The sequence below is a fragment of the Aquimarina algicola genome, assembly GCF_006443095.1.
Taxonomy (GTDB): Bacteria; Bacteroidota; Bacteroidia; order Flavobacteriales; family Flavobacteriaceae; genus Aquimarina; species Aquimarina algicola.
Map to the genome: position 1 here is coordinate 420,619 of NZ_VFWZ01000001.1, position 23,614 is coordinate 444,232.

At 33.6% G+C, this 23,614-nt stretch carries 18 protein-coding genes, 1 other RNA gene and 1 pseudogene; 8 read left to right on the plus strand and 12 right to left on the minus strand.

The genetic code is table 11. The annotated features are described in order from the left end of the window. Positions 1-7 precede the first annotated feature (7 nt). Entirely contained in the window at positions 8-1,330 is a 1,323-nt protein-coding gene (locus FHK87_RS01960; RefSeq protein ID WP_140589150.1) for a dicarboxylate/amino acid:cation symporter, read from the minus strand. A 158-nt stretch (positions 1,331-1,488) separates the two neighbouring features. Beyond that, positions 1,489-2,553 (minus strand): chorismate synthase, encoded by a 1,065-nt coding sequence (aroC, locus tag FHK87_RS01965; protein WP_140589152.1) that lies wholly within the window; start codon positions 2,551-2,553, stop codon positions 1,489-1,491. 299 nt (positions 2,554-2,852) lie between these two features. Here aroC and FHK87_RS26510 point away from each other — a divergent pair, with 299 nt between their 5' ends. Next, positions 2,853-2,984, plus strand: coding sequence for a hypothetical protein (locus FHK87_RS26510; RefSeq protein WP_262711238.1), 132 nt, complete (start codon positions 2,853-2,855; stop codon positions 2,982-2,984). A gap of 197 nt (positions 2,985-3,181) precedes the next feature. On the opposite strand, the gene FHK87_RS01970 is transcribed toward FHK87_RS26510, so the two are convergent. From FHK87_RS01970 to bglX, 3 genes are read right to left on the minus strand one after another with little or no spacing between them, the layout of a single operon-like run. Beyond that, positions 3,182-4,528, minus strand: a complete 1,347-nt coding sequence (locus tag FHK87_RS01970; protein WP_140589155.1) for a GntP family permease — start codon at positions 4,526-4,528, stop codon at positions 3,182-3,184. A 4-nt stretch (positions 4,529-4,532) separates the two neighbouring features. Further along, entirely contained in the window at positions 4,533-6,446 is a 1,914-nt protein-coding gene (gene gndA / locus FHK87_RS01975; RefSeq protein WP_226293997.1) for an NADP-dependent phosphogluconate dehydrogenase, read from the minus strand. Continuing rightward, on the minus strand, positions 6,439-8,718 hold the full coding sequence (gene bglX, locus FHK87_RS01980) for a beta-glucosidase BglX (RefSeq protein WP_140589157.1): 2,280 nt from the start codon (positions 8,716-8,718) through the stop codon (positions 6,439-6,441). The genes gndA and bglX overlap by 8 nt, the downstream gene beginning before the upstream one ends. A 155-nt stretch (positions 8,719-8,873) precedes the next feature. On the opposite strand from bglX, the pseudogene FHK87_RS01985 reads away from it, so the two are divergent. Beyond that, positions 8,874-9,073, plus strand: a pseudogene (locus FHK87_RS01985) (IS982 family transposase); the annotation flags it as partial. Between the two features lie 105 nt (positions 9,074-9,178). Here the strand turns inward: FHK87_RS01985 and FHK87_RS01990 are convergent. Further along, positions 9,179-10,288 (minus strand): alpha/beta fold hydrolase, encoded by a 1,110-nt coding sequence (locus FHK87_RS01990; RefSeq protein ID WP_140589159.1) that lies wholly within the window; start codon positions 10,286-10,288, stop codon positions 9,179-9,181. Positions 10,289-10,676: 388 nt separating this feature from the next. On the opposite strand from FHK87_RS01990, the gene FHK87_RS01995 reads away from it, so the two are divergent. Both FHK87_RS01995 and FHK87_RS02000 read left to right on the plus strand, forming a co-directional pair. After that, positions 10,677-11,528, plus strand: a complete 852-nt coding sequence (locus tag FHK87_RS01995) for a UDP-2,3-diacylglucosamine diphosphatase (protein WP_140589162.1) — start codon at positions 10,677-10,679, stop codon at positions 11,526-11,528. Between the two features lie 55 nt (positions 11,529-11,583). After that, the gene (locus FHK87_RS02000) at positions 11,584-12,882 is read left to right on the plus strand and encodes an esterase-like activity of phytase family protein (RefSeq protein WP_226293999.1); all 1,299 of its coding nucleotides are present in this window, start codon (positions 11,584-11,586) and stop codon (positions 12,880-12,882) included. Here the strand turns inward: FHK87_RS02000 and FHK87_RS02005 are convergent. After that, positions 12,879-15,800, minus strand: coding sequence for an FAD-binding and (Fe-S)-binding domain-containing protein (locus tag FHK87_RS02005; RefSeq protein WP_140589163.1), 2,922 nt, complete (start codon positions 15,798-15,800; stop codon positions 12,879-12,881). The two genes, FHK87_RS02000 and FHK87_RS02005, sit on opposite strands and share 4 nt — an antisense overlap. Continuing rightward, positions 15,790-16,272: an Lrp/AsnC family transcriptional regulator gene (locus FHK87_RS02010; protein WP_140589164.1), complete on the minus strand. Its 483-nt coding sequence runs from the start codon at positions 16,270-16,272 to the stop codon at positions 15,790-15,792. Before FHK87_RS02010 ends, FHK87_RS02005 begins: the two co-directional genes overlap by 11 nt. Before the next feature lie 187 nt (positions 16,273-16,459). On the opposite strand from FHK87_RS02010, the gene FHK87_RS02015 reads away from it, so the two are divergent. Both FHK87_RS02015 and FHK87_RS02020 read left to right on the plus strand, forming a co-directional pair. Continuing rightward, a complete protein-coding gene (locus tag FHK87_RS02015; RefSeq protein ID WP_140589165.1) occupies positions 16,460-17,275 on the plus strand; it encodes a DUF1338 domain-containing protein in 816 nt (271 codons plus the stop codon). Positions 17,276-17,351: 76 nt separating this feature from the next. Further along, on the plus strand, positions 17,352-17,840 hold the full coding sequence (locus tag FHK87_RS02020; RefSeq protein WP_140589167.1) for a hypothetical protein: 489 nt from the start codon (positions 17,352-17,354) through the stop codon (positions 17,838-17,840). Between the two features lie 32 nt (positions 17,841-17,872). On the opposite strand, the gene bshA is transcribed toward FHK87_RS02020, so the two are convergent. The 3 genes from bshA to rnpB all read right to left on the minus strand — a co-directional run bounded on the left by bshA (position 17,873) and on the right by rnpB (position 19,973). Beyond that, positions 17,873-19,000, minus strand: coding sequence for an N-acetyl-alpha-D-glucosaminyl L-malate synthase BshA (bshA, locus tag FHK87_RS02025; RefSeq protein ID WP_140589169.1), 1,128 nt, complete (start codon positions 18,998-19,000; stop codon positions 17,873-17,875). Between the two features lie 167 nt (positions 19,001-19,167). Further along, entirely contained in the window at positions 19,168-19,602 is a 435-nt protein-coding gene (locus FHK87_RS02030) for a hypothetical protein (protein ID WP_140589171.1), read from the minus strand. Positions 19,603-19,663: 61 nt separating this feature from the next. Further along, an RNA gene (rnpB, locus tag FHK87_RS02035) (RNase P RNA component class A) lies at positions 19,664-19,973 on the minus strand. Positions 19,974-20,109: 136 nt separating this feature from the next. Here rnpB and FHK87_RS02040 point away from each other — a divergent pair. Beyond that, positions 20,110-21,900: a DNA polymerase III subunit gamma/tau gene (locus FHK87_RS02040; RefSeq protein WP_140589173.1), complete on the plus strand. Its 1,791-nt coding sequence runs from the start codon at positions 20,110-20,112 to the stop codon at positions 21,898-21,900. A gap of 200 nt (positions 21,901-22,100) precedes the next feature. Beyond that, the gene (locus tag FHK87_RS02045) at positions 22,101-22,355 is read left to right on the plus strand and encodes a hypothetical protein (protein WP_140589175.1); all 255 of its coding nucleotides are present in this window, start codon (positions 22,101-22,103) and stop codon (positions 22,353-22,355) included. A gap of 1 nt (position 22,356) precedes the next feature. On the opposite strand, the gene FHK87_RS02050 is transcribed toward FHK87_RS02045, so the two are convergent. Beyond that, complete coding sequence (locus FHK87_RS02050; RefSeq protein WP_140589177.1) at positions 22,357-23,529, minus strand: proline dehydrogenase family protein; 1,173 nt, start codon at positions 23,527-23,529, stop codon at positions 22,357-22,359. Positions 23,530-23,614: the final 85 nt, after the last annotated feature.

Consider the following 23,614-nt stretch of genomic DNA (forward strand, 5'->3'; position numbering starts at 1 on the left):
CTAGAATCTATCCGTTATAGTTATCATCCCAGTTTTTGACCTTTGGATTTCCCAGTTTCCCTACAGATTTCGCTACAATCATAGAAACCGTAGCATCACCCGTAACATTAACTGTGGTACGCAACATATCCAGTGGTCTATCTACCGCAAATATAAGCGCTAATCCAATTGGTAATTTGTCTGTCGGAAAACCAACTGCTTCAAGAACAATAACAAGCATTACCATACCTGCCCCAGGAACTGCCGCAGAACCTATAGATGCCAGTAAAGCTGTTAATACAATTGTTATTTGATTACCAAATGTTAATCCTTCAGGCCAAAGAACCTGCATAATAAATACCGAAGCTACTGCTTGGTAGAGACTTGTTCCATCCATATTAATAGTGGCCCCTACAGGTAGTACAAAACTAGATACTTCTTTATCTACACCGATGTGTTCTTCTACTCTTTCCATAGTTACCGGTAAAGTGGCTGCACTAGAACTTGTAGAAAATGCTAATAATTGCGCAGGACTAATTTGTTTTAAAAACCATATCGGTGATTTTTTTGTAAAAATAGCAACTAGGATACAATAGAAAATTATCATTAACCCTAATCCAATAACAACATCTTTTGCATATCGCAATAGCGCCAATAAAATATCTGGATCATCAGAAGTTACTACTACATTCGCCAAAAGTGCAAAAACAGCAAAGGGAGCAGTAAGCATAATAAGATCTACCATTTTTAAAACCACTTCATTGAGGCTATCAAAAAACTTCTTGAGAGGTTTTGCTTGTTCTGGTTTTATCAATAGCATACTAATACCTAGAAAAATAGCAAAGAATATTACTTGCAACATCATCTTATTATCGCTCATTGCCTTTATAGCATTTTGTGGAACCATATCTATCACAAATTGTAAAGGCCCATTATTCTGTTGTTTCCCCGCTTCAGCAATACGTTCAGAAATTTTAGTATTGCCGGCATATTCTTGTGTAAGTTTTTCTATCGTTTCAGGAGTGATTCCATTTCCAGGCTTAAAAGTATTTACAATCAGTAATCCAATTGTAATAGCGACTACTGTAGTAAGTATATATATTAGTATAGTTCGCCCTCCTATAGTTCTAAATTTTGAAATATCTTGAAGATCAGAAATTCCTTTAATGAGAGAAGCCAAAATTAATGGTACTGCAATTAGTTTTAATAAATTGACAAAAATAGTTCCAAAAGGAGCTATCCAATCGCCTGTAAACCCTTTACCCCAAGATACAGTTGTCATTAAAAACCCAAATAGTACCCCAAGTACCATTCCGATCATGATTTGCCAATGTAATGCAATTTTCTTCATAAGAATTCTTTAAAATTTTAAGACAAACAGCGTCGAAGATATAAATTAAAAACAAAAAAAGTACACATAAATTAAGATTTACTCAATTATCTAGATGTAAATGCTACGTATGCTATGATTAAAATAAAGTTACTTTGAGTATTTAATTTGGAAGAAATTTATTTTTTAATAGTTCTGTTCATTAACCAATAATCTACAAGAACTAAAGCCGCCATAGACTCAACGATAGGTACGGCTCTAGGAACTACGCAAGGGTCATGTCTTCCTTTTCCTTGCATTGTAACTGTGTTACCATCCTTATCGATAGTTTCTTGATTTTGCATTATAGTAGCCACAGGTTTAAAGGCAACATTAAAATAAATATCCATCCCGTTAGAAATCCCTCCTTGAATCCCTCCAGAAAGGTTGGTCTTTGTGGTACCATCATTATTAAAAAGGTCATTATGTTCACTTCCTTTTAATTGAGCACCTTCAAAACCACTGCCATATTCAAAACCTTTTACGGCATTGATAGAAAGCATGGCTTTTCCTAATTCTGCATGTAGTTTATCAAATACAGGTTCGCCCAATCCAACAGGAACTCCAGAAATTACACAACTTACAATCCCTCCTACGGTATCACCTTCTTTTCTAATTTGTTTGATATAATTTTCCATAGTTTGAGCCATTTCTGGATCGGGGCAACGTACTATATTTTGCTCTGTATGTGAAAGATCAAGCTCAGTATATGGTTTTTCTAATTTTAAATTTCCTACACCACTTACATAAGCATTTATGGAAATATTAGGTAGAATTTGTTTGGCAATTGCACCCGCTACTACCCTACTTGCAGTTTCTCTTGCAGAAGACCTACCTCCTCCTCTATAATCTCTGATTCCATATTTTTGATCATAGGTATAATCAGCATGCGAAGGGCGATAAGAATCCTTAATATGAGAATAATCCTTTGATTTTTGATTCGCGTTTTTAATTACAAAACCTATGGGAGTACCTGTTGTAATACCATCAAAAATACCAGAATAAAACGCAACAGTATCAGGTTCTTTACGTTGTGTAACAATAGCAGATTGACCGGGTTTACGTCGATTTAATTCTTCTTGAATAGCCTCTAGATCTAGCTTTACCCCAGATGGACACCCATCTATGACGCCTCCAATAGCTTCTCCATGTGATTCTCCAAACGTAGTGAGTTTAAAAATACTTCCAAAAGTGTTTCCTGCCATGAATTTTGAATTTTAGACAAATGTAATTGTTAATCTTTAGATACAAAACAAGTATCAGTAGTTTGATAAGAGTAAAATACAAGAACAATGATTCTTTTATTTATAAGAGAGTTAAGATTAGAATTTTTCAGTTAAAGTATTGCTTTTACATTAAAACATTAAAAATGGGTTTATTTTAATCAAATTTTTATGAAAAATGAATCCTACACTATTTCTACTATTTCTAGTGGAGGATAATGTTTAGAATACAAATAATTTTAAAACATAGAATATTTATTAATCTAAAAAAAGTACAAATCATGCTTAAAAACTTATTAGAAGTATCAGGTATTGAAGTGTTAGAAAAAAGCCAACAACAAATGATCGCCGGAGGTAGGCTTATCAAAAATTGTGATGCTAATCTTGGACAACAATGTCATACATCAAAATGAGACCAATCAATTTTTGATCGTAATGAAGATGAGGGTGTATACCCTCATTTTCTATTGAACTCGTTTAAACTTTTCGGATTTAAGCGAAAATTAGAAGTTTTTAGTTTTGTTACAGGCTTTTTTGAGTTGCATAGCAGGGCTAAAAAGAGCAATTTTTAGCAAATTGAAAAAGTTTAAACGAGTTCATTGTATAAAAATCAAAAAATCATCCATAATATAAGCGATACTAGTACCCCTGTACATGCAATCAAGGTAGTCATAACTGTCCACGAACGAAAGGTTTGTTTTTCTGTAAGTCCAAGATATTGTCCTACTAGCCAAAATCCACTATCATTTACATGAGATAAAATTGTAGCCCCAGAAGCAATTGATATTACAAAAAGTGCCGTTTGTATAGTACTAAAATCTCCTTTTGCTATAATAGGAGCCGTAATACCTGCTGCTGCTATCATTGCTGTAGTTGCTGACCCTTGCAATACTCTTACTAATGCTGCTAATATAAATGCAAATAACAAGGGATTAATATTTGAACTCTCTATAGAAGAAGCTAATAATTCTCCTGCTTTGGTATCTACTAATATTTGTTTAAAAGCTCCCCCAGCTCCAGTGAGCAATATAATTGCCCCGGCGGGTTGAAAGGATTTCATTGATAATTTTAGTAAATCATCTTTACTCGTACCTCTTTGTATTCCTAATACATACCATGCAATTACATTTGCAATGATCAGTGCTGTAAATGGATGCCCCAAAAGTGATATGGTGTAGATAATAGATTGAGGAAGCATGTTTTGATCAAACCAATCTCCTAACAAAACTGTTTTTAAAACGATCAATAAAATAGGTAATGCTATGATTACTATAATAATAATAGGATTAGGATAATTATCCTGTTCTATAGCTTTAACAACATTTTTATCTGGTAACGAAAGTTGTATTTTTTGTGAAATATACTTAGCGAATACAGGACCACTAATAATAGCGGCAGGAATCCCACAAGCAAACCCAAGAATGATAACCCATCCTAAATTTGCTCCGATAATGTCTGCAACCGCCACAGGACCCGGAGTCGGTGGAATAAAACTATGCGTAATAGCCAATCCGGCTAACAATGGTATAGCATATAGCAATAATGATTTTTTCGTTTTTCTGGCAATAGCATAGACAATAGGAACCAATATAATAAAAGCAACATCAAAAAACACAGGGATGGCAATGATAAATCCTGTAATCATAAGCGCCCATGAAGCATTTTTTTCTCCGGCTATTTTCAAAATATAGTTAGCTAAACCTTGTGCTCCTCCAGAATGTTCTAGTAATCCTCCAAAAAGAGCTCCTAGTCCTACAACAGTAGCTACAAAACCCAAGGTACTACCCATTCCGTTTTTTATGCTGTTCAAAATTTCATCCACAGGTAAGCCTACCATAATTCCTACTTGAATACAAACGATAAGCAAAGCAATAAAAGCTTGCATTCTGAGCTTTAAAATCAAAAAAAGTAGCAAGCAAACTCCTGTAATAACTGCTATCAATAATCTGTACTCCATAATATTATGCTTTCCAATCTGTATGAAAGTGTTCTGATAAAGGTTTATCTACGCGTTGATATGTATGTGCCCCAAAATAATCTCGTTGTGCTTGTAGAAGGTTAGCCGAAGATTGCGAAGCGGTATAGGTCAAAAAGTAATTAACCGCAGCAGACATAACCGGCAATGGATACCCGGCTTCTATTCCTTTTGAAACACTGTAAGTAAGGCTATCTAAGTTTTTTTTGAAGGTTTCAACGATATCGGGCAACAATAACAAAGATGTGTCTTTTTTATCTGAAAATAAATCTGCTATTTTTTCCATCAAATCACTTCTAATAATGCATCCATTTGTCCAGATTCTAGCAATTTCAGATACATTAAGCTCCCATCGATACTCTTCTGAAGCTTTTTGAAGTATATCAAACCCGATCGCATGATTGATAATACTTGTTAATTGAAATGCTTTTTGAAGATGATTCATTAATACAACTTCGTCAACCTCTTTTTGTTTTTTGAATTGATATATTTCTGAGGCATTATTCCGTTGTGTTTTCATTCCAGAAAGATTTCTGGCCATAACAGCTTCAGAAATAGTGTTGATTGGCATTCCTATTTCTAGTGCTGCCACAGTAGACCATCCACCTGTACCTTTTTGTCCTGCTTTATCTAAAACCTTATCAATCAAAAATGCGTCATTTTCTTTTTTACGAAGAATTTGAATTGTAATTTCTAAAAGAAAACTACTATTCCCCGAAGCTTTCCAAGAAGAAAAAACATCACTAATTTGTTCAGGTGTTTTTTTTAGAAGAAATCTTTGTATATGATAGATTTCAGCTAATAGCTGCATCTCTGCATATTCGATACCATTATGTATCATTTTCACATAATGTCCTGACCCATTTGGACCTACATAAGAACAACAAGGATTATTACTTTTGTCTTTTGCTGCAATTGCTTCTAAAAATCTTCCTGAAATACGATACGCTTCTTTTGACCCTCCGGGCATTATCGATGGGCCTTTTAAAGCTCCTTCTTCTCCTCCCGAAATCCCTGCTCCTATAAAATGTATTTCTTTTTCTTCTAAATATTTCTGTCTCTCGATCGTTTTTAGATAATGTGAATTTCCTCCATCTACAATACAATCTCCCTTTGAGAGGATTGGCAATAGAGCTTCAATAACCGAATCAACAGGTTTGCCCGCATTAACCATTAAAATTATAGTTCTGGGGCTTTTTATAGAAGATACAAAAGGCAAAAGTTCATCAAAACCTAATACATTGTGAGTTTTTGATTGTGTTTCTACAAAATTTTTGGCAATGTCTTCTTCTTGATCTTTAACATGCCGATTGTATACTGAAACATGAAAGCCTTTAGATAATAAATTTGTAGCAAGACTCTTTCCCATAACACCTAGTCCTATAAGTCCTACTTCTGATTTTGGTGGATTCAACATTGATTCTATTTGATTAATAACAGTATCTATATCTTTATTTGCATTGATAACGAAACCACTTTCCGGCCTTTCGAGATCATCAAATTGAGAAGCTAATAACTCTTTTTTAAAAAAATGCCCTTTTCTTTGTTCTAATCGAAAAGCAATATTCTCTATAGTAACGTCCAAAAAAATCCATTTTATATATTGATCGTCAATAGACTGAAGCATTTTTCTATACTTCTTTTTCAAAGCAGAACACGCTAGCACAGCCCCTTTCTCTACATGCCATTCTTTGATTTGATTCGCTAATATCGTTAGCCAGGGTTCTCTATCCATATCATTAAGAGGAAAACCTTCAGACATCTTTTCAATATTGACTTGAGGATGAAAATCATCTGCATCATAAAAAGGAAGAGACAGAAGTTGCGCTACTCTTTTTCCAACAGTAGTTTTACCACAACCTGAAACTCCATAAACGATATAAATATAATTTTTATTCAATGATACTGATGTTTAATTCATTAGACGTATCATGAGCATTTTTAGCAATCCAAAACTTAAAATCTCCGGGTTCTGTGATCCAATTCTTTTCGGGTCCATAAAAAGAAAGGTCATTTGTAGAGAATCTAAATTCAATAACTTCTTTTGTATTAGGTTTGAGTTCTAATTTTTTAAATCGCAATAATTCTTTAACAGGTCTCGTCACACTTCCTACCATATCTCTAAAATACAATTGAACTGTTTCTTTTGCTTTTCGGTCTCCCGTATTTGTAACGGTCACTTTAATTATAATCGTATCTCCCAATTTTGGTTCTTTAGAAGAAATTTGAATATCAGAAAACGTAAAATTACTATACGACAACCCGTATCCAAATGGATATAGTGGTAAGTACCCTGTATCTAGATAATGAGAAGTATTCCCTAGAGAACTTTGCCAAGCTCCAACAGGAATAGAATCCATAGAAACAAACTCTTCGGGAATAACGGGCCTTCCTGTATTTTTATGGTTATAATGTATTGGTATTTGCCCTACTTCTTTGGGCCATGTGATTGGTAATTTTCCCGAAGGGGAAACGTTGCCTGTAATCAATTCTTTTATTGCAGGACCACCCATAGTACCGGGATGCCATGTCATGAGTACCGCATCTACTTTATCTATAATATTGGTAAGTGTAATGGGTCTACCAGCCATAAGGACCAATACAATTGGTTTTCCTGTCTTATGTAGTTCTGTAATTAATGCTTCTTGAGCGCCTGGTAAATCGATATTAGCCCTGCTATGTGCTTCACCGGATAGAATAGCTTCTTCTCCGGCAAAAAATAGTATTATTTCAGATTTTTGAGCAGTCGTTATCGCTTCTTGAAATCCTTTTGTCGATTTGTCTCTGCTAAACTCAAGTCCTCTTGCAAAAGAAACAACAAACGTACTATCTTTCTTAAAAGCATCAAATGGAGTAACGGTATGTTCTTTTTCACCGTCAAATGTCCATGTACCTAATTGTTCATGTGGAGCATCTGCCAAAGGACCTACAATGGCTATTTTACGCTTATTTTTGAGCGGTAATATATTGTTGTTATTTTTTAATAATACGGTGCTTTCTATAGCGGCTAATTTTGCTGCGTCTAGGTGTTCTTGGGTATAAAGAACACTATCATCAGGATCAAAATATGGATTTTTAAATAAACCTAACTTAAATTTCACCCTTAAAATATTTTTTACAATTTCATCTAATTGTTTTTCAGAAAATTTTCCTTCTTCAATTAACGTTTTGAGATGATCTTGATAGGTAATGCTTGTCATTTCCATATCCAGCATTGCATTAATAGCTTTTTCAGCAGCTTGCTTTTCATCTTTAGCATATCCATGATTGACCATTTCTAAGATAGAATTCCAATCACTTACTACAAAACCATCAAACCCCCATTGATCTCTCAGAATATACTGATTTCCTGACGCAGGTATGCCATTAAGTTCGTTAAACCCTGTCATAAAAGTAGCAGAACCAGCCTCTACAGCACTTTTAAATGGTTTCAAATACACATTATGCAACAAATTATCATTAATATTTGCAGTATTATAATCCCTACCTCCTTCTGCGGCTCCATATCCTATAAAATGCTTTGCACAAGCTGCCATACTATTGGGAGAAGATAAATCTTTACCTTGAAACCCTTTTATATATGCCTGAGCCATTATTGAGGTCAAGTATGGATCTTCTCCTGCTGACTCTGCAATTCGTCCCCACCTTGGATCTCTTGATATATCAAGCATTGGAGCAAATGTCCATCGTATACCATTTGTAGTTGCCTCAATCGCTGCAATTCGAGAACCTTTTTCTACAATTTCAGGATTAAAAGAAGCCGCCTGTCCCAAAGGAATTGGAAATATAGTCTTAAATCCATGTATGACATCTCTTGCAAAAATCAATGGAATATGATTAGGACTCTCCTCTATAGCGATTCTCTGTAGTTCTTTGGCATCTTCTTTATTCATGATGTTCAAAAAAGACCCTATTTGTCCTTTTCTTACTGCTTCTTTCAACTCCGGAGGTAGTTCTTTTACTCTACTGGATTTACCTCTTTGAGCGGTTTGTCCTATTTTTTCTTCCAAAGACATTTTAGAAACTATACTATCAATCTTAATTTCAATGGCATCTTGAGAGCGATCTTTGACAGCTTGTTTTTCTTCAGTATTACAGCTGTATATACTAATGCACAAGCAAAAAAACAGTAATACATAAAACAATTTATTGTAGTATCTAGTTTGAGTCATTATTTATATTTTAATATTCCCTTCATCTATATATAAAGAGTGTTTTATGAAAAATATAGACAGTAATACGCTAAAATATTATACTACCCATGGTGTATTTAGGAAAAGTTGTGCAAGCTAGTGAAAGGTAGTAAATTTAAAGTACGGACAGCACTATTAGGTTGGACACCCCAATGCGCAACAACCAAAACAATTACAGGTAACAGCCCTATATCTTCAAAAGAACAAAAAAAGAATAGAGACTCTGTTCTCGCAATTGTAGGAACAGTTCATAATACGAAGAAGTAACGTCAAAATCTTTGAAGGATTTAAAACCAGAATATTATCTAAAATCAAAGCATTGACTGTGGTATAGTGCCTCAACCAGTTCATCTTTGACAGAAAAATCAACAACATTAAAATCAATAGTGCATAAATGCACTATGGGGTTGGTATTAGTTTTTTAATAATTGAAAAACCATTACTCTTTCTTGATATATTTTGCAGCACCTGCTTTGAGCATGTCTAACTGCATATTCAGCATGTCTATGTTTGCATCGTGGCCTGAATTCTCTATTTGTATGTACTCTTTGTCTGGCGCTACGATTTTTTCAAAAAATTCTTTTGTGACTTTCGGCACCGTTAATAAATCTTTATTCCCTTGTATAATATATATAGGTATTTTCAAATCGGTGCAACATTCATCTAGAGCTACATCATTTATCATTCCATCACCATTCAATCCTATATATTTCAAAAATGAAAATTCCTCTGAAAACACAGCATATCTAGAGTCTGAAAATTCAGAAGTATACTCTTTTGAGACCTTCCATTGCACAGGGTTACTTGCTGTCTCGTTTTCATACCTTCTTATAATTCTACGCAACTTACCAAAGCTGGATGGATGGCTCCAACTTGGTGGCCCCATTTTATTTAAAATATCTAGAGCAGCTTTATCACCTCGTTCTACTGCAATCGCTTTAACTTTTTTATAACTCTCCATATACGTTTTATCCCCATTAACAAGTTGAGATAAACCAACATAAAAATGAAACTTATTCGGCGCGGCATGTACCATTTTTGTAGCTAAGAACGATCCCCATGATGAGCCCGAAATGATTATTTTTTCTTGACCTAATCTATTTCTAATGTAATCACTTACTTCAAGACCATCCTTTACCAGAATATCTACACTCAATTTATCGTTGGTAAACATATCTAAAGTGAGCTTTTCTGCCTTGAATTGCGCTTGATATGTTTTTCCTGAGCCTCTCTGATCCCAATGAACAATAGTAAAGTTTTCTTCAAAATCTTGGAAAAGACTATCATGATACATGCTCAAAGGATTTCCTGGACCTCCATGTACCATCAAAACTATAGGATTCGAACAATCCTTACCTTTTATTGTAACCCACTGTGGTACACCCCCGATAAGCACAAATTGAGCTTCGTTCAACTCAGATTTTATATTGCTTTTGGATTGGCAAGATTCGTGAAGAAATACTTTTTCTTTTATTTGAGCTTGATTTGAAAAACAAGAGAACAAGCTTATAAGCAACATAATAATTAGAGATCTACCTTTTAAATTCATGATTTACCTTTTACGTTATGAACCCAAGACGAACGTGAAGACAAAATGTTACAGGTTCTTAAAAAAATATTGAGGTGCAGTCTAATCACTTTTTTATATAATTTGGTAAAGTCATCCAAATTCAAATAAGTAAACCCGTGGTAAAATACATCAAATAGGTTCTTCTTTGACAGAAGTATCAACAATATACCTAAATGCACCACAGGTATTATACTATTACGGTTTAATATCTCTTGAACTTGTTTATAACTTTTGTAAAAAAAGGAACGTTTAATGTTCTGTTAACAAAAGATCAAAATGGTTAAATTTTCATAACAATATACTCATAAATAGATAATTACATTCTAAGAAACGTATTCGTAATTTGTAGTTATTATCCATTTTTCTTATGAAAAAACGTACTGTAGAACTTGTTGTTATTTCAGACATTCATTTGGGAACTTATGGTTGTCAAGCAAAAGAACTTTTAAATTACTTAAACAGTATTAAGCCCAAGACTCTTATACTCAACGGAGATATTATTGATATTTGGCAATTTAGAAAGCGATATTTTCCAAAATCACATCTGAAAGTGATTAAAAAAATCATTTCGTTTGCTTCAAAAGGTACTGATGTTATTTACATTACAGGAAATCACGATGAGATGCTCCGTAAGTTTAGTGACACTCAGATAGGAGATTTTAAATTAGTTGACAAACTTGTACTGGAATTGGATGGAAAAAAAGCATGGTTTTTTCATGGGGATGTTTTTGATGCTTCTATACAAAATGCCAAATGGCTTGCTAAATTAGGAGGATGGGGATATGATATGCTTATTCTTTTGAACCAAGCCATTAATTGGTTTTTATTACAGATGGGAAAAGAAAAGTTTTCGTTATCTAAAAAAATAAAAAATAGTGTAAAAAAAGCCGTAAAGTACATTAATGATTTTGAAGATGTTGCTGCAGAATTAGCAGTACAAAACAAATATAACTATGTAATTTGTGGACATATCCATCAACCTCAAATGAGAGAGTTTGTAAATAAAAACGGCTCTTGTTTGTATCTCAATTCGGGAGATTGGATAGAGAATCTTACTGCTCTCGAATATCATGATAAAGAGTGGAAACTTGTACATTATCAAGAACAACAAATGCAGGCTTACGAAGAAATTAATGAAGAAATTGAAAATATAACACTCAATCCAGAAGACCTACAAACTTCTTTGTTAATGGATCAGATATTTTTGAAAAAATCGTAGTAATTCCTTTAATAAATTTCTTATTCAATCTTTTAATCACCACAAAACTATCTTAATGAAAACTTTTAAAACCGCAATTTTGCTGATGGTATCAGTCCTTATTTTTTCTTGCCAATATCTTGATGATTATTCGGGATCCCCTATTTCTGTACCTCCCCAATTAGTATTGAAAGAAAACATTCAATATGAGTTACCGTTCGAAGTATTAACTACCATCGATAATGATGTCGAAATACGTAATGGCGGATATGGTTCGGGAGCAACTGCACATCCAACCAAAAAAGGGATGTTTTATGCTATTACTGATCGCGGGCCTAATACAAACTTTTTAGAAGGTAAAAAATTTCCTGTATCAGATTTTACTCCGCGTATCGGACTCTTCTCGATTCGATCAAATGCAGAAATTGTTCTTGAAAAAGAAATTCTTCTCAAAAACCCAAGCGGAACTCCTATTTCTGGAATTCCAAATCCGGAAGGGAAAGGTGCTACCGGTGAAATTCCTTATGATTTAGAAGGAAATCAACTACCTTTTGATGATTTTGGATTAGATTCTGAAGGTATTGTAGCCATGCATGATGGTACATTTTGGGTTTCTGATGAATATGGACCACATATTGTACACTACTCTGATCAAGGTGTAGAATTAGAAAGGATTTCTCCTATTGGAGTTAATGAAGGTAATGGTGGACGAAAAATCCCTGCTGTATTTGCAAAGCGTAGGCCTAATCGCGGTATGGAAGGGCTTGCGATTACTCCAAATGAAAAAACTCTTGTAGGAATCATGCAATCTACCCTATATAACCCTGTAACAATACGTACAGATCTTACTCGTATTTTAACTTTTGACCTTACAACAGGTAAAACAAAACAATTTTTATATAGACAAGAAGGAGCAAATCTTTCTAATTCTGAAATTGTAGGGCTTTCTAGCTCAGAGTTTCTTGTAATCGAAAGAGATGGGAATTTCTCAGGAAATGGAATAGCGCAAAAACATATTTATAAGATAGATATTTCTGAAGCAACTGATGTAACCGGAGATGATATTTCTGCTGAGTTTGGTTTGTTAATTGAAAACAAAACTATAGAAGAATCCACCTGGGAAGAAATTGAAGCAGCAGGAATTGTACCTGTCAAAAAACAACTTATCGCGGATCTGGTTGAAAAAACAGGGTATTTACATGACAAACTAGAAGGGATCTGGCTTATAGATGACCATACATTAGGATGTATCAATGATGATGATTTTGCTGTTTTTGATGAAAACGGAGATGGGATCATTGAACAAAAAATACTTCCCGGTACTTCTCAAAAAAATGATGCAAGCTCTTTGTATATGATACGAGTACATTTCTAGACCAGCGCTTCTTTCAAAATACTAATGGGATGCAATGCTTTACGTTGTGTCCCATCAAATATTTGATGCCTGCAACTGGTTCCTACTGCTGCTATAATTGTATCTTGCGGAGCATTGCGAACAGCTGGAAAAAGCGTTTGCTCTCCTATTTTCATACTTACCTCATAATGTTCTTTTTCGTATCCAAAAGATCCCGCCATACCACAACATCCCGAAGGTATGATCGTGACCTTAAAATTTTCGGGTAAATTAAGCAATGAAAATGTAGTCTGTACATTCGATAACGCTTTTTGATGACAATGACCATGCAATTTGATCGTTTTTGAATCAGTCGTAAATTTATGTTTATTTATGTTTCCCTTTTTAACCTCATTAGCCAAAAATTCATCAATCAGAAATGTATTTTCAGCTATTTTTTGTGCATATTCTTTATGATTAGCAAGTTTTATGTATTCATCTCTAAATGTTAATATTGCAGAAGGTTCTAAGCCTATTAGCGGTGTATTTTCATTAATGATATCCTTAAAAATATGGATATTGTCGTTTGCAAGTTTTTTTGCTTGCCCCAATAATCCTTTTGAGATAAAAGTCCTGCCACTCTCTTTATGATCTATGATTTTGATTTCATAATTTAAATGAGTCAATAATTCAATAGCATCAATCCCAATAGTCGTATCTAGATGATTTGTAAACTCATCAATAAAAAAATAAACAGATTGTATTGGGTTACTAGGTTGTAGTTTTGGTAATTTCTTTTTTATCCAACTCTTAAGGGACTGTTTACTCAATAATGGCAAATCTCTTTCTTTTGCAACTCCTAAAGAAGATTTTAAAATTTGTGCTGTTACTCTATTTTTGAAAAAGAAATTAGTGAGTCCGGGAGCTGTTCTCCCCAGATTATTTAATCTGTTATTGTAGGCAAACAATTTTGTTCTCAAAGACGTGCCGTTTTCTTTTTGGTATTGATATTCGAACTCGGCTTTTAGTGTTGCAACGTCTACATTAGAAGGACATTCACTAGAACACCCTTTACAACTGATACATAGATCAAAAACTTCTTTGAGTTCTTTGTGATCAAATTTATTAGCCTTTTCACTATTGGTCAAAAATTCTCTTAGTGCATTAGCTCTTCCTCTAGTTGTATCTTTTTCATTTTTAGTGGCTCTGTAACTTGGGCACATTGTACCTCCTGCCTCAACAGATTTACGACAATCACCGCTTCCATTACATTTTTCTGTGGCTCTCAAAATGCCTAGAGAATCGCTAAAATCCAGTAACGTTTGTACTTGTGGTTCTTTGCGATCAACTTCATACCTAAGTTTTTGATCCATTGGGTAGGCATTTACAATTTTACCGGGATTAAAAATATAATCAGGATCAAAAACAGTTTTGATATTTTCTATAATCTTGTAATTCGCTTCTCCTATCATATATGGGATATATTCAGCTCTTACGATTCCGTCCCCATGCTCTCCACTCATTGATCCATTATATTTTTTTACAAGAGCAGCAACATCATCAGTTATTTTTTTGAATAACACCACATCTTCACTCTTTTTCAAATCCAAAATAGGGCGCAAATGTAATTCTCCAGCTCCTGCATGCGCATAGTAAACAGATTTTTGACCGTGCTTGTCCATTAAATCAGTAAACTCATGTATATAATTATCCAAATCAGATATGGCTACAGCGGTATCTTCAATACAAGCAACCGCTTTTTTGTCACCTACAATGTTTCCCAATAAACCCAATCCGGCTTTTCTGAGTTCTAGAGCCTGATCTATTTCTTTTCCGATAAGAACGGGGTTAGCATAACTTAAGTCGGAAAGATTCAGCGTTTGTAATAATTCATCTTTTTGTATTTGAAGACTTTCTTTATCATGACTTCTAAGCTCTAACATTAGTATCGCCTGTGGATCATCAACGATAAAAAATCTATTTTTGAGCTGTGATATGTTATTTTTTGTACAATCCAAGATGGTTTTATCCATCATTTCGCAAGTATATAACCCATGTTTCATTACAGGGGCAACTGCTTTCATACAATCTTCTATAGTTTTAAAATGGGCAGCGATCATCAACGCTTCTTTTGGAGGAAGATCATCTATTTTTAGCGTAATTGCTGTTGTAAAAGCAAGAGTTCCTTCACTACCGGTCAAAAGTTCACACATATTAAACATTTTGTCTGTATTTGTGAATATTTGAGTGTCAATTAGAGCATCTATCGCATATCCGGTATTACGACGATGTATTTCAGGCTTAGGGAAATGCTCAATAATCTGTTCTTTTATTTCTTCAGGAAAAAGTTCCTGATATATTGTATCGTAAATTTTACCTTCTAAGGTGTCTTGCTCTCTTTTTTTATCAAATGTTTCTTTTGTAATATTATTAAAAATAGCTTCGCTCCCATCTGATAAAATGGTTTGTATCTCAACAACTTTATCTCTTGTGACTCCATATTTAATAGAAGTGGTACCGCTACTATTATTACCAACCATACCACCAATCATACACCGATTGGATGTAGAGGTATTTGGACCAAAAAACAATTGGTATGGAGCTAAATATCTATTTAAATCATCTCTTATAACACCCGGTTCTACGGTTACTGTTTTATTTACTTTATCTACAGAAAGTATTTTTGTAAAATGTTTGGAAACATCGACCACTATGCCCTCTCCTACACATTGACCTGCCAAAGAAGTACCTGCTGTTCTGGGAATTAAACCAATTTTATGCTTTTTAGCAAAGTCAATTAGGCTTTTGATATCCTTTTTATGTTTAGGAAAAGCAACTGCCAAAGGTATTCTTCTGTACACTGAAGCATCTGTAGCATACAATGATTTTGTAAGCTTGTCAAACTGCAATTCACCATCTAATTGGTGTTGCAAAGAAGTCAAAGTTTGATTATTGATCATGAGTATTTTTACCTAAAGTATTAAGAGAAACAGGTCTTTTAAAATTTGTATCGAAACAAATGAAACTATCAGTTCCGGCCACACCATCTATAAGATGAATTTGTTCGTATAAAATTCTTCTTAGATGATGATTATCTATTGCAAAAATAAGAATGAAAATCGCATAATACCCAGAAACATAGCTGCATTCTAGTATTTCGGGAATCTTTTTTAAATCTTCTACAACAGCGGTAGCGTATCTCGCTTCTCGAAGACGAATCCCTACATAGGATTTTGTACGAAAACCAATTTGTTTTTCATCAACAACAAATTCTGCTTTCTGTATTACCCCCTTTTGTTTCAGCTTTTTTATTCTTTGATGTACTAATGAATTTGAAATCTTCAAATCATCTGCTATTTGAGAAAAGGGTTTTCTTGCATCTTCTCGTATTTGTAATAAAATTTGCTGATCTATGTAATCAAAATGCTCCATATGATTAAAAATAATAGATTCGATAGTATCAATTAAACACTTTAAAGTGATAAAAGATGTAAAATTAACATAAAAGATGTTTTTTTATAATTAAATCAATTCTCTATGTTTAAAAATATAATCAAAACTAATAATTTTGTTCTGATTTTATATGTTTTTTAAATAATTTATCATAAGCTTTAGACAAATGAATACTAATAACTTCTTTGAAGAACTTTGGAAACAATACACTACTAAAACTCCATCCGCTCAAAAAATAAAAACATTATTCGAGACTGAAGGGAATATTATATACAATGATCATATCGCTATCCGTACATTTAACGATAAAAGAGTCAATATTGATATTTTAGAGAAGCCTTTTCTTGCAATGGGTTATAAACCAATGGGTGAGTATCATTTTGAAACTAAAAAACTATATGCCAAACATTTTGAGCATGAAACAGATACCGAAGCGCCAAAAATATTTATCAGCGAACTGCTGTTAGAGCATTTTTCAGAAACATTACAATCAACAGTCAAAAATATACTCGGTCAAGTTGATCAAGAACAATTTGAAGATGAAGATTTAATCTTGAAAGGACGTGTTTGGGATTCTATATCTTATGAAACCTATGAAACTCTTCTCGAAGAATCAGAATATGCAGCTTGGATGTACGTAAATGGGTTTTGCTCAAATCATTTTACTGTAGACGTCAACAAATTAAAAACCTTTGATTCTCTCAATGAGGTTAATGAGTTCTTAAAAGCAAATGGTTTCAAAATGAATACCTCTGGTGGAGAGATAAAAGGATCTCCAGAAGTATTGCTAGAACAATCAAGTATTCTTGCTGATGCAATTGAAATAGCTTTTGAAGAGAAAAAAGAAAAAATCACTACTTGTTATTATGAATTTTCATATCGACATCCACAAGATGATGGTACTCTATTTAAAGGTTTTATAGCAGATTCTGCCGACAAAATATTTGAAAGTACTGATATGGGATTACAAAAATCTTCATAAAAAAATGGATTCCTCGTATTAAAAACAGATATGTAACGTTATATTTGACGACAATTAACCTAAAATCTATTTTACTATGACGAATCGTATTTTGATCATTGCTGCTTTTTTAATAGCATCAATAAGTACTGTTCAATCACAAGAAATTGCAAAACATGCCTTAGGTCTTCGTTTGGGAGATAACGATGGGTTTGGTGTAGAAGCCTCTTATCAATTGGGTATAGGCGGTAATAATCGTTTAGAATTTGACCTTGGATGGAGAGACGAAGATAATTTTGACGCTATAAAAGCAGCGGGGATCTACCAGTGGGTATTTAATCTAGACAAAGGATTTAACTGGTATGTTGGTCCTGGTGGGGGACTTATCTTTGTGGATTATGATAATGATCGTATTACAGGTGATGATGGTGATACCTTTGTATTTATAGCAGGAGATATAGGAATTGAATATAATTTTGATATTCCGTTATTGATCTCATTGGACTTAAGACCAGAGATTGTATTTGGAAATGACGATGATGATTTAGATTTCGATATAGGAATCGGTATCCGTTACCAATTCTAAACTTAGTTATATATAAAAGAACAAATCGTTCCTTAATGTATAGCCAATGCGCTCTCGTAAATGGCTACATATTTGGGAACGATTTCGTTTACATCAAACCTTTCTGCCTGTTCGTAGGCTTTTTCTTTAAAAATTTCTAATGTAATATCGTCTTTCAAAATATCTATTGCATGTTTTGACATTTGTTCGATATCTCCTACGTCACTCAAATATCCTGAAATTCCATTTAGATTTACTTCTGGGATACCACCTGCATTACTAGAAATAACAGGCACTTTATTCATCATAGCCTCAAGAGCCGCTAATCCAAAACTTTCCCTTTCTGAAGGAAGTAAAAACAGGTCAGAAAAACATAAAATCTTATCTACTTCATTACTATTACCCAAAAAGATAACTTTGTCTTTAATACCTAATTCTTTACATTTTTGTTCGGCAGGTTTTCTTTCTGGCCCATCACCTACCATTAATAATTTAGCCGGTATTTCTTTCTGAATATTATAAAATATATCAATCACATCAGAAATACGTTTTACAGGTCTAAAGTTACTAATGTGAGTAACAATACGTTCGTCAGGAGTAGCCATTAATTCTCGTTGACAATCGGTAAAACTTGTCTTTTTTTGACTTATATCTATAAAATTAGGTACAACTTCAATTTCTTTTTTGATGTTAAATAAACGTAGCGTATCGTCTTTCAGACTTTGTGAAACAGAAGTTACTACATCACTTTTATTAATACTAAAGGTTACTGCAGGCTTATAATTAGGGTGATTTCCTACAAGTGTGATATCTGTTCCATGTAATGTTGTTACCATTGGGATATGAATGCCTTCTTCTGCCAACATCTTTTTTGCCATGTAACCTGCATAAGCATGCGGAATCGCATAATGAACATGCAGTATATCTATATCATATTTTTTAATACTTTCTACTAATTTACTTGACAGCGCTAATTCATATGGCTGATATAAGAAAAGAGGATATTGAGGAACATTAACTTCATGAAAATGAATATTTGGATTTAGAAGATTAAGGCGTACAGGTTGCTTATACGACATAAAATGTATTTGATGACCTAATTTGGCAAGTGCAATCCCAAGTTCTGTAGCCACTACTCCACTCCCTCCAAATGTGGGATAACATACAATAGCAATATTCATGAATTCAATTTTCCTTTTTATTACTTATAGAAAACAGGTGTATCAATTACCTATTCCCAGAAGTATATTAATTTTTCTAAAATACTTTGTCGTAACAGTTTTGTAACGGCTTACAATGTACGAGAAAATTGGTGTTTTAATTTGTTAAAGTAATTCTAAAAGAGAAATTAAATTTTTGTCAAAATAAGTTTTGAAGAGCTTTCTTTCTTTATTTTAAAGGATTTACTTCTCAACAGCCTTGGATGTGTAACTTTTAAAATTCCATTAAAAGTATCATAGTTCCAAACAGCTTGATCGGCTCCAACTAGGCTTCCCGGGTGAAAAGGACTATAATTTCCACAACGTTTTATTTCTTTGTAATTCTTAAAATGTTTAATTCGGGTTTTTCCTGTATACTTTCCTTTAAAAAATTCGATACCATTCTTTTTGACCTTATTATACCTTTCGGAACGAATTAAATGAATGGTGTTATCATTACTTGGACTATTTGATATAACCACCCATTTATCAAATAATTCTCTTTTGGTAGGGAGAAAATCTTGTGCTGTTAGAAAATAAATTGAAAAGAGGAAGAAGACTAAAGTTATTTTGCTATTATTCATTACAGTTGGTTTAAAAAGAACTGTATCAAATAATGTGCCTATAACACTTCATTTGTAAAAAAGAAAAAGCAGATCATAAGCCGGATTCTGTAACTTTATTAATAAAGCCCTTATCATTTATCTAGTCTTGACATTACTATCAAGATCAAACCGCCTACCCTCCAACGTTAGGCGCACAACCTTCAAATGCTGGTTTACATGGCGTTGCACCGCATAGAGTTTACCTGATTTCACTACAGCATTACCTGTACATTCTTTCTGTTGCACTTGTCCTCGTCTTTCGACGGACGGGCGTTACCCGCTATACTGTGCTACGGTGTCCGGACTTTCCTCTCTTTAATAATATAAAGAGCGATAAGGTGATCTGCTCTGCGCAAAAATATTATTTTTTTCTGATCCTATAACGTATTAATCGTATTTTGAACAGATAATACTATTGTTAATAACTCAAAATAAAAAGCAGAGGCTTACATTTTATATTTGTATGCAATTTATAACTTTGTAGCAATGGAGCATTTTATAGTATCAGCACGTAAATATCGACCACAAACATTCAAAGATGTTGTGGGGCAGCAAGCGATTACTAATACGCTCCTTAATGCTATAGAGAATAATCATCTCGCCCAAGCGCTACTATTTACCGGTCCCAGAGGGGTAGGAAAAACTTCTTGTGCAAGAATTCTGGCAAAAACGATTAACCAAGATGATCAACAAGATCCTGATGAAGATTTTGCATTTAATATTTTTGAACTTGATGCCGCTTCTAACAATTCTGTAGATGATATAAGAAGTTTGATCGACCAAGTACGTATCCCTCCTCAGGTTGGAAAATACAAAGTATATATAATAGACGAGGTTCATATGCTATCGCAGGCGGCTTTCAACGCTTTTTTGAAAACATTAGAAGAACCTCCAAAACATGCTATATTCATCTTAGCCACTACTGAAAAACATAAAATTATACCTACAATTCTCTCTAGATGTCAAATATTTGATTTCAAAAGAATTACCGTTACAGATGCAAAAAATCATTTGATGCAGGTAGCAGAACAGGAAGGAATTATTGCTGATGAAGATGCTTTGCAAATTATCGCTCAAAAAGCAGACGGTGCTATGCGTGATGCGCTCTCTATTTTTGATCGTGTAGTAAGTTTTAGTGGAAAAAACTTAACTCGCCAAGCCGTTACAGAAAATCTAAATGTTTTAGATTATGAAACCTATTTCTCTGTTACAGATCTTATTTTAGAGAACAATATTCCTCAATTACTAGTTTCATTCAATGATATTTTGGCTCAAGGATTTGATGGGCATCATTTTATTGCAGGATTAGCTTCTCATTTTAGAGATCTTTTGGTTTGTAAAAATCAAGAAACTATTGCTTTGTTAGAAGTTGGAGAACAAACAAAAGCCAAATACCTCAATCAATCACAAAGGGCTACCCATCAATTTCTTATAAGAGGCATTGAACTTGCAAATGACTGTGATTTGAAATATAAAACCAGTCGGAATCAAAGATTGCTCGTAGAGCTTTGCTTAATGCAGCTAGCCTCTATCCTTGTTAAGGATGGAGAAAAAAAAAATGACCCACATTACATAATACCTCCTTCATATTTCAAAGAAAAAGGAATAACGCCTGTAAAAGTTTCTTTACAACAAAAAGAAAAATCTCAACAAATTCATTCAGAGGCATCATCTGATGCAAGTGATAATACTATTGATGTTAAGCAGGAACATAAAAATGAGGAACCTGCAATTAGTACTATTGATCAAAACAGTACGGTTTCAAATACCTCTTCTTCTTCAATAGATAAGAAATCTGATATTCCTCAAAGACAACGAAAAACCTCTGGTTTGTCATTGAGTAGTATTAGAAAAAAGAAAGAACATCAAGAAAGCAAAGTAGAGAAAGTTGTTGATCCCAAAAATCTACCTACATCAGCATTTTCTGAATCTGAAATGAAAGCGGCATGGATCGAATATGGAAAAATGCAAGATAAAAAAGGGGAACGAATTATTGGTTCTATGTTTGCTATGAATATCCCCAAACTCAAGGGTAAAGATGTTGTGGCTCTAGAGCTTCCTAATCAATCTATGAAAGTTGATATGGAGGCGGCACAAGCTGGATTACTACAATTTTTATACAAAAAACTAGACAACTATAGCATTACGATTGATATTACTGTAAATGAAGAGGCTTCAAAAAAATATGCGTTTACTCCTCAGGATAAATATGAAAAGCTTAGAGAAAAAAATCCTCTTATTGATAAATTACGCTCTTCTTTTGATTTAGATATCTAAAAAACCTGTTTTTTGAACTATTTATTTTACCTTCTTTACCATATAAAAATCACTCTTATGCCTTTCTATTTCAAGGGTTGTTATTTTAAACTCAACTGATCAAAAAATTGTTTTTCAGTAGTTTATACAAAAAACACTTGCAATAAATACGGTTTTTCCGTAATTTTATCATAACCCAAAATTTAAAAAATTGACTACTTATGTATAAAATTACTCCCGATCAAGAATTTAACAATAGAAGTTTAGATTCAAAATATCATGAAATGTGGAATCGAGGAAAGCACATTCTTACAATAAATGATAGAAACAGAGATTTTTATTATTGTTTTTTCTCTATAGATAACCTTTTTTACGTTAAAGCTGTTTACAATAAAGTTAATGAAAAAATTATTGCCATCAAAAGCTTTACCGACACTAGTGAATTGCTTTTTTACCTAAGAGAAGATTTTTCTTAATTTATAGTTTTCTCCTTTTTTTCTCGTGAGATAACAGGTTTAATTCTCTGCTGGTCTGCCCTGCTACAGAGGTATTTTCTTCTGCTCTACGGATTAGATACGGCATTACATCTCTTACCGGTCCAAAAGGAAGGTACTTGGCCACATTATAACCATCAGCAGCTTGATTAAAACTGATATGATCACTCATGCCATACAACTGTCCGAACCATACTCTGGCATCGTCTTTTGCAATAGCAAGCTCATTCATGATTTGCATGGCTAGATAACTACTTTCTTCATTGTGAGTACCTACGAATACAGATATATCTTTAATGTTTTCTAGAATATACCGTAATGTAGTATTAAAATTTGCATCGGTATGTGCTTTATCTTTGCAAATCGGTGTAGGATATCCTTTCTCTATAGCGCGTTCATTTTCCTTTTCCATATACGCACCGCGAACAATTTTAACTCCAATTTTATATCCGTATACTCTTGCTTCTTCATGCAAACGCTGTAAATACTGAAAACGATCGTGTCTATACAATTGCAATGTATTGTAAATAATCACATTTTCTCGATTGTATTTTCGCATCATTTTGGCTACTACTTCGTCTGCTGCATCCTGCATCCAACTTTCTTCTGCATCAATGAGCAGGGCAACACCACAATCATAAGCTTTCTTGCATAGGATATCAAAACGTTCTTCTATTCTCTCCCATTCTTTTGTTTCGCTATCTGTTAATGGTGTTCCTTCAGACTTTTTTTGCCAGATTAAAAACCTTCCTAATCCTGTGGGTTTAAAAACCCCAAAGGGCATAGCATCTTTTTGATCAGCAAATTCTAGTAGTTCTATAGTTTTTTGTAAAACCGCATCAAATTGAGCCTCTTCTTCTTTACCCTCTACAGAATAATCTAGTACAGAGCATACTTTTTTTGCATACATCTTATCAACAACGGGTAAACAATCTTCTTCATTAACGCCTCCACAAAAATGATCAAATACTGTAGCTCTTATCAATCCTTGTACAGGTAAATGTGCCTTGATTGCAAAATTAGTTACAGCAGTACCAATTCGTACAAGAGGTTCATTGGCAATCATTTTAAATAAAAAATATGCTCTCTCTAATTCTGAATCACTTTTGAGAGAGAATGCTACTTCTGTATTTTCAAACAGTTGATTTTGACTCATTAATGCTTTTTTTTAAGAATCTTTAATTTTTGGCTAAACATAATGCAAATACCATTACTTTTTAACCATAATTAATGATTAATTT

What these genes read in the sequence shown, in the direction of transcription:
- FHK87_RS01960 (WP_140589150.1), bottom strand. Translation starts at nt 1,330, where the DNA reads ATGAAGAAAATTGCATTACATTGGCAAATCATGATCGGAATGGTACTT.
- aroC (WP_140589152.1), bottom strand. Translation starts at nt 2,553, where the DNA reads ATGGCAGGAAACACTTTTGGAAGTATTTTTAAACTCACTACGTTTGGA.
- FHK87_RS26510 (WP_262711238.1), top strand. Translation starts at nt 2,853, where the DNA reads ATGCTTAAAAACTTATTAGAAGTATCAGGTATTGAAGTGTTAGAAAAA.
- FHK87_RS01970 (WP_140589155.1), bottom strand. Translation starts at nt 4,528, where the DNA reads ATGGAGTACAGATTATTGATAGCAGTTATTACAGGAGTTTGCTTGCTA.
- bglX (WP_140589157.1), bottom strand. Translation starts at nt 8,718, where the DNA reads ATGACTCAAACTAGATACTACAATAAATTGTTTTATGTATTACTGTTT.
- FHK87_RS01990 (WP_140589159.1), bottom strand. Translation starts at nt 10,288, where the DNA reads ATGAATTTAAAAGGTAGATCTCTAATTATTATGTTGCTTATAAGCTTG.
- FHK87_RS01995 (WP_140589162.1), top strand. Translation starts at nt 10,677, where the DNA reads ATGAAAAAACGTACTGTAGAACTTGTTGTTATTTCAGACATTCATTTG.
- FHK87_RS02000 (WP_226293999.1), top strand. Translation starts at nt 11,584, where the DNA reads ATGAAAACTTTTAAAACCGCAATTTTGCTGATGGTATCAGTCCTTATT.
- FHK87_RS02005 (WP_140589163.1), bottom strand. Translation starts at nt 15,800, where the DNA reads ATGATCAATAATCAAACTTTGACTTCTTTGCAACACCAATTAGATGGT.
- FHK87_RS02010 (WP_140589164.1), bottom strand. Translation starts at nt 16,272, where the DNA reads ATGGAGCATTTTGATTACATAGATCAGCAAATTTTATTACAAATACGA.
- FHK87_RS02015 (WP_140589165.1), top strand. Translation starts at nt 16,460, where the DNA reads ATGAATACTAATAACTTCTTTGAAGAACTTTGGAAACAATACACTACT.
- FHK87_RS02020 (WP_140589167.1), top strand. Translation starts at nt 17,352, where the DNA reads ATGACGAATCGTATTTTGATCATTGCTGCTTTTTTAATAGCATCAATA.
- bshA (WP_140589169.1), bottom strand. Translation starts at nt 19,000, where the DNA reads ATGAATATTGCTATTGTATGTTATCCCACATTTGGAGGGAGTGGAGTA.
- FHK87_RS02030 (WP_140589171.1), bottom strand. Translation starts at nt 19,602, where the DNA reads ATGAATAATAGCAAAATAACTTTAGTCTTCTTCCTCTTTTCAATTTAT.
- FHK87_RS02040 (WP_140589173.1), top strand. Translation starts at nt 20,110, where the DNA reads ATGGAGCATTTTATAGTATCAGCACGTAAATATCGACCACAAACATTC.
- FHK87_RS02045 (WP_140589175.1), top strand. Translation starts at nt 22,101, where the DNA reads ATGTATAAAATTACTCCCGATCAAGAATTTAACAATAGAAGTTTAGAT.
- FHK87_RS02050 (WP_140589177.1), bottom strand. Translation starts at nt 23,529, where the DNA reads ATGAGTCAAAATCAACTGTTTGAAAATACAGAAGTAGCATTCTCTCTC.